This window comes from Mesorhizobium sp. M0715 (assembly GCF_040320355.1).
GTDB lineage: Bacteria > Pseudomonadota > Alphaproteobacteria > Rhizobiales > Rhizobiaceae > Mesorhizobium.
Window position 1 is genome coordinate 68,497 of record NZ_JAMYPL010000015.1, and the last position, 11,435, is coordinate 79,931.

Here is an 11,435-nt window from a genome sequence, read left to right on the forward strand (position 1 = left end):
CAAACATTGAACCGCTACCTTTTGCAGCTGGGCTGCGATGGGCACGCGCGCCGTCGAACTCAAGCGGCTTGATCGTCCCGCTCATCCGCCTCGCCGTTGATCTCGCGCAGCAGCCTTTCGATGTCGGCCTTCGCGAACCGCTGGCGAAACCGACGGTCGAAGGTCGTGAAGATGCCGACGAAGGAGTTGGCGCAGTGCTCCAGCATCGTGTCCGCCTCCTGCGCGGAGATGCCGAGTTGCCCTTGCAGAAAGACGATGAACTTTCGCCGTGCGTCTGGATTTTGGAGCACGACCTTGGCAAGGCCGCCGAGATCGCGGTCGGCATCAATGCAACGGGACGCAAACAAATTGCGCTGCGTGCGCCACACAACGCAAGTTTGAACTGAACCCATCAGCCGATGAACGGCATCGGTCTGCACATCTCGTTCTATTTGCTCGGCGATGGAGTGACATGTCATGCTTGTGGTGACATCTCATGCTGGCGCTCCTTCGGTGGGGCCGCAATTCTGGTGAGGCCTGCTTGCACGTCCTGCATTGTTCCCTAGGGTCTGGCGACTGACGATGGAGGTCCCCGACGAGAAAGTCGATTGCATCGTCATCGGCGCCGGCGTCGTCGGCCTGGCGATTGCGCGGCAGCTGGCGCTCGATGGACGCGAAGTTCTTGTCGTGGAGGCCGAGGACAGCCCCGGGCTGGGCACGTCGAGCCGCAACAGCGAGGTCATCCATGCCGGCATCTACTATCCGAAGGGCAGTCTGAAAGCGCAGCTATGCGTCGAAGGAAAGAACGCGCTTTACCGCTATTGCGAAGCGCGCGGGATTCCGCACAAACGCATCGGCAAGCTGATCGTCGCCGCCAGCGACGCGGAATTGCCGATTTTGGAGGGGATCCGGACCAAGGCTGCGGACAATGGTGTTGCGGACCTGGAGATGCTCAGCCGCTCGGATGTGGAACGCCTTGAGCCTGAACTGGACGTTGCCGGCGCGCTTTTGTCCCCAAGCACGGGGATCGTCGACAGCCGCGCGCTGATGCTGGGGCTACAGGGCGATGCCGAGAATGCCGGTGCCACCTTTGCGTTTCGCGCGCCGGTTCTCGGCGGGAGCGTCGACGAAACGGGCTGCGAGCTCCAGTTTGGCGGCGATATGGAAGGCTATAGGATCGCCGCAAATCTGGTCATCAATGCGGCCGGATTGTCAGCCCATCTCGTTGCCCGAAGCCTCGCGGGCGGGCATGGCGGCAAAATCCCAGATGTCACCTACGTCAAAGGCAATTATTTTGCGCTTGGACGCCGCCCGTCCTTCAACCATCTTGTTTATCCGGTTCCGGAACCAGGCGGCCTCGGAGTTCACCTGACGCTGGATATGGGCGGATCGGTTCGTTTCGGGCCGGACGTCGAGCCCGTCGATGAGGTCGGCTACGCGGTCGACCCAACTCGGGCCACGCCATTTTACGCGGCCATCCGACGCTATTGGCCGGGGCTGAGGGACGGGGAACTGGAGCCGAGCTATTGCGGGCTGCGGCCTAAAACGAACGGGTTGCAGTTCGGCGATTTCGACATTCTGGCAGATTCGTCCGGACGGCTGATCAGTCTTTTCGGGATCGAGTCACCTGGCCTGACAAGTGCGCTCGCCCTGTCGGATAGGGTTGTCCAACTAGTCAGAACGACGAACTCGTCTTGCCTTAGCCTTTGACCGCTCCAGCGGTCATGGATCCTGATATCTGCCGATACATCACAAGACCCAGCAAGGCCGGCGGCAAGGCGCCCAGCATCATGACCGCGGAAGCGGTTCCCCATTTTACGCCGCCGCCGCTTGCGGCGAAAAAAAACGATGCGCCGACCGTCATCGGGACGGCACGGCTGGTTGTCAGCATGAGGCCGAAGAGGAACTCGTTCCAGGCAGTGATGAAGCCGAAAATGAAGGTTGTGACGAGCGCCGGTCGGATGACGGGCCGGACGATCATCATCATCACCTGCAAGGAACTTGCGCCATCGACTTTCGCCGCCTCGTCGAGTTCGACCGGTACATCTGAAATCGCGTTCACCAGGATGACGAGCGCAAGCGGCGCGTTGACGATGGTCAGGATGAGCCCGAGCCCGATCCGCGTATCGAGCAGGCCCAGCCACTGGTACATCATGTAAAGCGGGATCGCGAAGATGATCAGCGGCACGGCGCGAAGGTTGATGACGATCGGCAGGACCAAGCGCTTTCCCGCCTCGCTACGCGCGATCGCATAGGCAGCCGGGAACGCGAGCGCGATCGCAAGGCCGGTTCCAATCAGCGCCGCCACGGTGCTGTTCAGCAGATAGGCATAGATGTTGAAGCGGCTGGTCTGCGTCAGGACCTCCAGATAGTTGTCGAGCGTCGGCTGGCTGATCCACAAACCGGGGTTCGTCGAAAGCTCGCGCTGGCTTTTGAGCGATGTGATCAGCGTCACGATAATGGGGAAATTCATCGCCAGCACGGCGATGGCAAAAACGATCCAGCGCAGTGCCCTGACCATCGTCAAAGCTTCCTGCGGCCGGCAAGCCGGTTAAGGCCGTGGAGAACGATGAACGAAGCCAGGAACAGCACAACCGAGGCGGCGACCGCCTTGCCGATAGCCCCTTCCTTGAAGAAAGCCTGGTAGATGTAGATCGACAAGGACGTCGTTGAACCGCCAGCGCCACTGCCGGTCAGTGCGTAGACATTGTCGAACACCCTGAAACCGTCGATGAAACGGATGAAAAACGCGATGACGAGCGTCGGCTTCATCAACGGCAGGTCGATCCAGCGGACAATCTCAAACGGTGATGCGCCATCGAGCGAGGAGGCTTCGCGCACGTCGAGCGGTATGGCCGAATAGGCCATGTAGAAGAGCAGGAAGGCGAAAGGCGTCCATTGCAGCGTCTCCACGACGACAAGGGTGCGGAAGGCATTGTCGATGTCGAGGAAGGCCGGGCTGTCGCCGAACCATTCGAAGAGATAGTAGGGGACGGGGCCCGCGAATTCATGCAGCACCAGCCGGTACATGAGACCGACCATGGCCGGCGCGACCATCAGCGGCAGCATCAACGGCGCCATCAGGACTGGACGCTTGCTCAGAAGCGGCGCCAGGAAGATGGCAAGGAAAAGGCCGATCAGACATTCCGCCGATGCGGTAAGAATACCGAAGCGCAGAGAGAACCAGGCCGAGCTCCAGAATTCGCGGTCGTTCAACACCGCGACATAGTTACCGAAACCGCTCAACACCGGACTGCGCAACGTTTCGAATGTGACGGTCGAAACGGAATAGATCAGATTGACGATCGCCGGAAAGCCGAGAAACAGAAGCAGGAAGCCGACCAGCGGCGTCAGATACATCCTGCCTTCGGCACGTGTCACAAGGGCCATGTCGATCCGCCAAACGCGCCGGATACCGGGCCTCGGCCCGGCGTCCGGCCAATAATTTACTTCTTCAGAAGTTCCTGCATGCCCACCTTGGTGTGGGCGAGCGCATCCTCGAGGCTCTGCTGGCCGGACCAGTAGCCAGTGAACTCCTTTGCCTGCAGCTCATAGACCGGAAGCGCATTCGCGGACGTCGCTCCGGTCATGACATAGCCGTACTTGCTGGCGAATTCGCCGAGCTTGACGAGGTCGGGACGTTCCTTCGCAACCTTGCCGACGACATCGGGAGACAATGCCGGCGAACCGCCGCTGCGCGCATAGAGCAAGGCCGCATCCTCGGTGGCGAGCCACTTCAGGAACTTGACGGCGCCTTCCTTGTTCGTGGCGTTCTTGTTGAGGCCCAAACCAAGGCCGTGAATATGATCGGCGCGTCCGTCGGGACCTGTCGGCGGCGCGACGATCCCGGTCACCTCGGCGACGGCCGGGGATTTTTCGGTGCTGGTCAGATCCGCCGCCGCGGCATTCCACTGCAGCGCCGTTGCGGCCTGGCCGGATGCGAAGGCGGCGTTGGTTTCCGCATATTCGTAGCTCAGCGAATCCTTGGGCGAAGACCCGGCATCATAGAGTTTCTTGTAGAGTTCAAGGCCGGTCTTGTAGGCATCGGAATCCACCGTGACATTGCCGTCCTTGTCCATCCAGTCACCGCCGTAGGAGCGCGGCAGGGACTGGAAGACCATCATGTTGAACAGCAGGTTCTTCATCTGCAGGACCGTGCCATAACGCACCGGGCTGTCGGGGTTCACCTGCTTGGTGAAATAGAGGGCGGTGGCCGCCCAGTCGTCCCAGGTCCAGCTGTCCGGGTCTTTCGGCTGCAGCGGCTTGCCGAGATATTTCTGGGCGATTTCACCATAGGTCTTCCTGGCGGCGTCATCCCTGATCAAGGCGTCGATGAGATCCTTGCGGTAGTACATGAAGTGCAGCGAAAGGTCGGTCGGTACGCCGTATTGCTTGCCGTCGAACTGCATCGTCTTGAGAACGGATTCGCCGAAAACCTTGGCCGCGTCCGCGCCAAGATCGACTGGCTCCATATAAGGCGCGTAGCGACCGAGCGAGTAGGTGGCGACGAGGTTCACGTCGAAGGCACTGGATCCGGCCGCCATGTCGGCCTGCAGCTTGTCGTAAAAGCCTTCGCGGTTGAAGAACAGCAGCTCCACCTTGTCGGCATCACTGGCCTGCTTGTTGTAGGTTTCCACGGTTGCCCGCAGTGCGGTTTCCTCGGAGCCGCCAGGCCAGCCGAGCACGGTCACGGTTGCGTTGGCAGAGGTCGGCAAAGCCGTCCCCGCAAGGAGGGTGGCCATAAGCGCAAAAGACGTCCTGCTCAATTTCATGATCGTTCCCTTCTTTTTTGAAGATTTTGCATGACATGACTGGGCGCGCCGTTACCTTGCCCATTCGGCAAGATCGGCAACACCGATGACGCCGGCGTGGCCTCCGAGCTTCGCCGCTACGAGATCGGGGGAAAGGCGCGGCGGGACCTCGCTCAGATGTGCGCGCACCCGGTCGAGATAGCCTTCTGCAAGACCGATGCTGCCGCCGATGACGATCGATTTCGGATCGAACATCATCTGAATGTCCCGGCACAGCGTCGCGACCCGCGAGGCGCTCTGCGAGACGATGGCGCCGGCCCAGGCCTCGCCCTTCAGCGCACGCCTGAACACATCGACGGCATCGGCCTTGAAGCCGGCCTTGAGGGCTTGCGAAGCGATCCAGCGGCCGGAGGTGCCGTCCTCGAGCGGAGCCCGGTCTTCAGACAGACTACGGATCAGACCGAAGTGACCGGCAAGACCGGACAGCAATCGGCCGTTGCAAACGATGCCGCCGCCAATTCCGGTCGAGATGGTTAGAAAGACGATGTCGCGACCTTGCCCGGCGCCGAATTTGTATTCGCCCCAGGCAGCTGCCTGGGCATCGTTGACCGCACAGACCGGCTTGCCGAAAACAGAGGACGCCCTTTCGACCAGCGGGTAGCCGTCGGGAATGCCGAGGGTTGCCGGATTCAACGCCGACCAGCGTCCATCCTCTACCAATCCGGTCACCGCAATGCCGATACGACTGAAGCGGCTCGACCAGGCCGACGTGCTTTGCGCCAAGGATGCAAGCCAGGCGTCGGGTCCAGCCTCTCGCGCGGTCGGCACGATCATGTCCTCGATCACCTTGCCGCCGCTGACCAGCGCGGCCATGGTCTTGGTTCCCCCGATGTCGATGCCCAGAACGGGGCCCAGGACACTTGTGCCAAGGGCGGTTTGCGCGCCCCTCGCCACATAGGCGTCGGAAAGCGCCTGATGGAACCATGAGGTGACGTGCTCGGTACGGGTGATCGCCGAGCCGACAACCACGGCACAGGCGCCGGCGCGCGCGGCGGCAGCCGCCTGCTCAGGCGACCGGATACGCCCTTCAGCAATGACGTAGGGGGTCAGGGTTCGCATTTGAGCAATGAGGGCGATGTCCGGATCCTCCGGCTCCGGCCCACCGACATAGCCGGAAAGCGTCGTGCCGACGAAATCGACACCCGCGGCAAGGGCCCGGCGCGCATCGTCAAGGCAAGAGCAATCGGCCATGGTCAGCTTGTTCCTGGCCTTGACGGCTTTCACAAGCGCTTCGACAGGAACGGGACGGACACGGTCCGTCGCATCGAAAGCGATGATATCGGCGCCCGCCTCTGCCAAGGCCTCGATATCGGCCAGATAGGGTGTGATGCGCACCGGGCTGTCGGTGAGATCCCGCTTGACGATACCGATGATCGGCACGCGGACGGCCAGGCGTGCGGCCGCGACATAGAACACGGATTCGATGCGCAGGGCCTTGGCTCCGGCTTCAACAGCGGCCCTGGCAAAGCCTGTCACGAATTGCGCACTATCCATCGGGCCGCCGGGAACCGGCTGGCAGGACACGATGAGACTGTTGGTGATGTCTTCCCGCTGCACGTCGGCACTCCCTGTCGCCATCACGATAAATGGAAAATACCAGATTACAACCAGTTCATAACTGGTATTATCTTTGCAGCTCGAAGACGAAATCGTAGACGTCGCCCTTGTATCGTGTCTCGCAGTATTCGACGATTTGTCCGTCGGCGAGAAAGCAGCGGCGCTCGGTCATCAGCAGCGGTGCGCCCGGCTCGCAATGAAGATGTTTCGCATCCTCCAGCGACGCGCCGCGCGAGCGCATGCGCTGGACTGCCCTCTGAGGCAGGAAGCCGCGTGCATCAAGCGCTTCATAAAGGGAATCCTGAACCATCTCGGGCGAAGGAAGGAAGCGAACCGGCACGGCCGAGACCTCGACGGCGATCGGCGCGCCATCGGCCGTCCTCACACGACGCATGCGAACTACATTGGTATTGCCTGCAATACCCAAGGCCATCATTTCGGCTGGGGATGGGCGGCTTATCTGCTTGGAAAGCCATAGACATCCAGGCTTCAGGCCGCGCGCCAGAATGTCCTCCGAAAAGCTCGTCAGCGTCGAAAGCGATTTCTCGACCCGCGACCCGATCTCGGTTTTGGAACCGTGCCGGCGATTGAGCTGCCCTTCCTCTTCGAGCAGCGCCAGGGCCTTTCTCACAGTGACTCGCGAGATCGACATGGCTTCCGCCAGAACCCGCTCGCCTGGCAGAACCGCGCCGGCCTTCAATGCATTGGAGCGGATCGCTGCCTCGATCGCCGATTTCAACCGCCTGTAAAGCGGCACATCGGACGCTGTCGCTTCCATTTCCCGACTGACAAGCCCGATCAGGTTCACGGTTGTCATTGCCTTTCCTCCGCGCGAGAAGCACCCTGGATCGGAACATTCCTGACTGGACCTATACTGGTATTACCAATCCGGTGCAAACGGCCAGCGGACGGTGCTTCGTCCGCGCCCCCGGCCCACCACGATCCCTCAGCGAACCCGCGGTGACAACTTCATGGAGATGCGATCGCAGGCCGCGCGCAGGACCTCCAGAGTAAAGGCATGGCGGCTTTCACGCGTATGGCGATTGATATAGGCGACGATAATGGAGGCGACGGCGCTGCCGTCCGGTCCGATGACCGGACAGCAGATATCGGTGATGCCGACGAAGTCGCGGCTTTCGCGCATCCAGTAGCCGTCCGCGCGGATGATCCGAAGCTGCTTTTCCAGCGCGTCACGATCCAGCGGCGCCGGGGAGTGCGCCTCACTTTCATCGATCATCCGCGCCGCGACCTTTGGCGGCTGGAAGGCAAGTATCACATGGCCGGAGGTCGCGTCGGTGGCCAGACGACCGTATCCAAGGCGAAGCGTGAACGCCATGTCCTCGCCCCCGGGAACGGCCGCGGTTACGACGGTCAAGCCGTGATTGAAGACGACCAGGTGCGGCGACTGATTTGAGTTCCCCGCAATCCGCGTCAGTTCGGGCATGGCGGCGGACATGAGATCCTGAGCGCTCGGCGTGTGCAGCCCCAGCTTGAAAAGCTTGTCGGTCAACGAATAGGCGTCGGTCTCGGCGTTGCGCTCGATGTATTGACGTTCCTGCAGCGCGATCAGCATCCGGAATATCTCATTCTTCGAACGGCCGAGGCCTTCCGCGATCTCCTTCATCGTCAAGGGTGCCCGCGCTTCCGCCAGCAGTTCCAGAACATCCAGGCCCTTGCTCAGCGCCGGGGCCGAATAGGTCGGTTTGCCACTCTCTTTTGCGTCATCTGACATTCGAAGAATCCCCGGCGGTCCACGCACGATAGAGACAAGAAATCGGAATTGCCATTGGTTTTATATCCAAACTTGACACCATATATAAAACTGACATGATGACGGGGACAATGAATTTCGAGGCCGACCCGATGACCGTACAGAGACCTGCAAACACTGTCCGCGCGACCATCCCTCCCCGGAACAACAGTGTTTACACGTCGGTCGATTTCGATCGCGAGGGCAAGCAGATCGGCTTCTTCCATGTGCCCCAATCGCCGCACGACGATGCCTGGGGCACGGTCCGGGTTCCGCTCGCCGTCATCAAGAACGGAGACGGTCCGACGGTCCTGATCGAGGGCGGCAACCACGGCGATGAATATGAAGGGCCGATCGCGCTCGGCGAGCTTCTGCGCGAGATCGATCCACGGGATATTGCCGGTCGCATCATTGCGATTCCGGCCATCAACATTCGGGCTGTCGAGGCCGGCACCCGCACCTCCCCGGTCGACGGGTTGAATTTCAACCGCAGTTTTCCGGGCGATTTCAACGGCACGCTGACAAGCCAGATCGCGGCTTACGTGCATGACATCCTGTTTCCGATGGCCGACTACTTCCTGGATCTCCATTCCGGCGGTTCGTCCCTGATGATCCTGCCGAGCGCGATCATCGAGCCATCCCCGACCGCGCAAGGGCATCGCAAGAACATCAGGGCGACGCTCGCCTTCGGGGCGCCGACCGTTGTCATGGTCGACAATCTCGGTGAAACCCGGACCTCGACCGCGTCCGCCAACCACCAGGGGCTGATCGTCATCGGCAGTGAGATGGCCGGCGGCGGCCTTGTCAGTCCAGATGCGCTGGCCATCTGCCGCAGGGGCATCCGCAATGTGCTGAAACATGCAGGCGTCCTGAAGGGTGCGCCTGACATTGCCCCTGGCGCCAACGCACGCGTGCTCAAGGTGCCCGGAAGCGAAGGCTATCTGCTTTCCGAGGAGGACGGTGTCTTCGAGCCCTTGAGCCCGCTCGGCAGTGCCGTCAGCAAAGGCGACCTTGCCGGACGCATTCACTTCCTCCACACACCGTCCCGCGCGCCCATCGATCTCCTTCACCCCATCGACGGCATCGTTTTCGCCAAGCGTCAGCCCGGCCGCGTGCGTCCGGGGAATTGCTGCTTCGTGCTTGCCAACGAATATCCGGAGGCACTGACCGATGAGCCATGAGGACATCATTGCGGCTGCCCGGCGCATTGCCCCCTTCATACGGCGCACCCCGGTCGTCAAGCTCGACCATGCCGCGGGCGCAAACCTTCAAAATGATGTCTATCTGAAACTCGAGTGCCTCCAGGTGATCGGCTCCTTCAAGATCCGGGGCGCCACGAACCGGGTGAAGACGCTCGAGCCGAGCCGGATCGAAAACGGACTGGTCGCCGCATCCGGCGGCAATCATGGCCTGGCCACCGCCTGTGTGGCTGCCCGGGCCGGCGTTCCCGCCACCATTTACCTGCCGAACAATGCAAGCCCGCTGAAGGCGGAAAAGCTGCGCAAATGGGGCGCTGACGTTCGCTTCGCAGGCAATGTCTGGGATGAAGCGCATGAGGCGGCATCGGCCGAGGCAAAGGCGCGCGGCGCCTTCTACATGCATCCATTCGCCGATGCGCAGATCGTGTCCGGTCAGGGAACCGTGGCGCTGGAGATGGTCGAACAGATTCCCGATGCCGACATCTATATCGTCGCGATCGGCGGTGGCGGCCTTATCAGTGGCATGTCCGAAGTCCTGAAGCACGTCAAACCTGAAGCCAGGATCATCGGTGTCGAGCCGACCGGTTCACCGACCCTTCACGCCTCCCTGGCTGCCGGCCGTGTCGTTCGCTTGCCCGAGATAACGACGAAGGTGGCGACCATGGCCTGCGGCCGCACGGATGAAAGCATCTACGCGATCGTCGCCAAGCACGTCGACGACATCGTCCTTGTCGAGGATGCGGACATGCAGAAGGCCGCTGAATTGCTCTGGTTCGAATTCGGCATCGCCGCCGACCTCAGCGGCGCGGCATCGCTGGCCGCGTTGACGAGCGGAGCTTTCAAGCCACCGCGCGGCGCCCGCATCGCCGGACTTGTCTGCGGCGCCGGTGTCGAGGGCCTGAATGGCTGAGGTCGAGCAAGGCCGGTCCACGCAGGGCGCGGCCCTGACATGGATACGGCACGAGTGCCGCGGAATACCGCCGGAATGCCTGTCGCTGGGACGGTCGTCGTGCGGGACATGAAAAAGAGGCGAAGAATCGCCCTGTCGCAACAAGAGGAGAACTGAAACATGCGCCTTTCCTTAAAAGCATCCATTGCTCTGCTCGCACTCGCCACCGCGACGCCCTCGCTTGCCGCGGAAAAGGTTCTTGGGCTTGCGGCAATCGACCTGCAGAATTCCTTCTTTGTCCGCATGAAGGAAGCGGGCGACGTGGCTGCCGCCGACTATGGGGTGAAATCCACCTGGCAGAGCGCCGAGGGCAGTCTGGAAAAACAGGTCAGCATCATCGAGAATTTCATCAATCAGGGCGTCAGCGCGATCCTGATCGATCCGATCGACAAGAACGCGGTCATTCCGGTCATCCAGAAAGCCACCGCCGCCGGTATTCCGGTGATCACCATGGGCAACAAGGTCGAGGCCGGCTCGAACTACTCGACGCTCTATCCGGACTACGACAACATGTCGATGGTTGCCCGCGCGCTCGGCAAGTCGCTTGGCGGCAAGGGCGAAGTCGCCCTGCTCGTCGGTTCGCGTGGCAACTTCGTGTCCGACACGCGCGAAAAAGGCTTTGTCGAAACCCTGAAAAAGGAGTTTCCGGACATCAAGGTAGTCGGCATCGAGCCGACAGGCTGGGACGCAGCCAAGGCAACCAATGCCGCCCAGACCTGGCTCACCACCTATCCGGATCTGAAGGCCATCGGCTGCATCTCCGACAGCCTTTGCCTGGCCGCCGATTCCGTTGCCAGCTCGATGGGAACCCAGCTGCTCTACGGCGGCTATGACGGCGACGCCGAGATGAAGCCGCTGATCGACGACGGCAAGATGGTGATGGACGTGCTGACCGGCGCCTACCGTGTCGGCTACTGGAACATCGCCGTTGCCGCTCGCCTGGCCAACGGCGAAAAGCTGCCGCAGGATCTCTACATGCCGACCTATTTCGTGACCTCGGATGCGACGGCGGCGAAGCTCAAGGCGGATGGCCTCACCTTCGAATACATCAATACCGACAAGGAGGCGGTGGAAGCCAAGAACTATACCGAGCAACTCGGTCCCAAGGTTCCGGCGACCGCCATGACCCTGGCAAAGTAACAGCCTAAAGCGGCTCAAGCGCCGGATGACATATCATCCGGCGTCCCCTT

11 protein-coding genes are annotated in these 11,435 nt (G+C 61.4%); 4 read left to right on the top strand and 7 right to left on the bottom strand.

Features of this window, described 5'->3' with window-relative positions; translation table 11 throughout:
- Nucleotides 1-59: 59 nt before the first annotated feature.
- A complete protein-coding gene (locus tag NKI21_RS18650) occupies nucleotides 60-419 on the bottom strand; it encodes a hypothetical protein (protein WP_352866689.1) in 360 nt (119 codons plus the stop codon).
- A gap of 142 nt (nucleotides 420-561) precedes the next feature.
- Here NKI21_RS18650 and NKI21_RS18655 point away from each other — a divergent pair, with 142 nt between their 5' ends.
- On the top strand, nucleotides 562-1,689 hold the full coding sequence (locus tag NKI21_RS18655) for an NAD(P)/FAD-dependent oxidoreductase (protein WP_128303908.1): 1,128 nt from the start codon (nucleotides 562-564) through the stop codon (nucleotides 1,687-1,689).
- On the opposite strand, the gene NKI21_RS18660 is transcribed toward NKI21_RS18655, so the two are convergent.
- The 6 genes from NKI21_RS18660 to NKI21_RS18685 form a co-directional block, all read right to left on the bottom strand.
- Nucleotides 1,679-2,500, bottom strand: a complete 822-nt coding sequence (locus tag NKI21_RS18660; protein ID WP_023809440.1) for a carbohydrate ABC transporter permease — start codon at nucleotides 2,498-2,500, stop codon at nucleotides 1,679-1,681. The two genes, NKI21_RS18655 and NKI21_RS18660, sit on opposite strands and share 11 nt — an antisense overlap.
- Before the next feature lie 2 nt (nucleotides 2,501-2,502).
- A complete protein-coding gene (locus NKI21_RS18665) occupies nucleotides 2,503-3,369 on the bottom strand; it encodes a carbohydrate ABC transporter permease (RefSeq protein ID WP_127292307.1) in 867 nt (288 codons plus the stop codon).
- Between the two features lie 56 nt (nucleotides 3,370-3,425).
- The gene (locus NKI21_RS18670; RefSeq protein ID WP_352866692.1) at nucleotides 3,426-4,721 is read right to left on the bottom strand and encodes an ABC transporter substrate-binding protein; all 1,296 of its coding nucleotides are present in this window, start codon (nucleotides 4,719-4,721) and stop codon (nucleotides 3,426-3,428) included.
- A gap of 81 nt (nucleotides 4,722-4,802) precedes the next feature.
- Nucleotides 4,803-6,368 (bottom strand): putative N-acetylmannosamine-6-phosphate 2-epimerase, encoded by a 1,566-nt coding sequence (locus NKI21_RS18675; RefSeq protein WP_352866695.1) that lies wholly within the window; start codon nucleotides 6,366-6,368, stop codon nucleotides 4,803-4,805.
- A gap of 46 nt (nucleotides 6,369-6,414) precedes the next feature.
- On the bottom strand, nucleotides 6,415-7,164 hold the full coding sequence (locus NKI21_RS18680; RefSeq protein ID WP_352866698.1) for a GntR family transcriptional regulator: 750 nt from the start codon (nucleotides 7,162-7,164) through the stop codon (nucleotides 6,415-6,417).
- Nucleotides 7,165-7,293: 129 nt separating this feature from the next.
- Nucleotides 7,294-8,079, bottom strand: coding sequence for an IclR family transcriptional regulator (locus NKI21_RS18685; RefSeq protein WP_352441979.1), 786 nt, complete (start codon nucleotides 8,077-8,079; stop codon nucleotides 7,294-7,296).
- A gap of 95 nt (nucleotides 8,080-8,174) precedes the next feature.
- On the opposite strand from NKI21_RS18685, the gene NKI21_RS18690 reads away from it, so the two are divergent.
- The 3 genes from NKI21_RS18690 to NKI21_RS18700 all read left to right on the top strand — a co-directional run bounded on the left by NKI21_RS18690 (nucleotide 8,175) and on the right by NKI21_RS18700 (nucleotide 11,385).
- Nucleotides 8,175-9,278 (top strand): succinylglutamate desuccinylase/aspartoacylase family protein, encoded by a 1,104-nt coding sequence (locus NKI21_RS18690; protein WP_352866701.1) that lies wholly within the window; start codon nucleotides 8,175-8,177, stop codon nucleotides 9,276-9,278.
- A complete protein-coding gene (locus NKI21_RS18695) occupies nucleotides 9,268-10,206 on the top strand; it encodes a threonine ammonia-lyase (protein WP_352866703.1) in 939 nt (312 codons plus the stop codon). Before NKI21_RS18690 ends, NKI21_RS18695 begins: the two co-directional genes overlap by 11 nt.
- A 159-nt stretch (nucleotides 10,207-10,365) precedes the next feature.
- The gene (locus NKI21_RS18700; RefSeq protein ID WP_023809448.1) at nucleotides 10,366-11,385 is read left to right on the top strand and encodes a sugar ABC transporter substrate-binding protein; all 1,020 of its coding nucleotides are present in this window, start codon (nucleotides 10,366-10,368) and stop codon (nucleotides 11,383-11,385) included.
- Nucleotides 11,386-11,435: the final 50 nt, after the last annotated feature.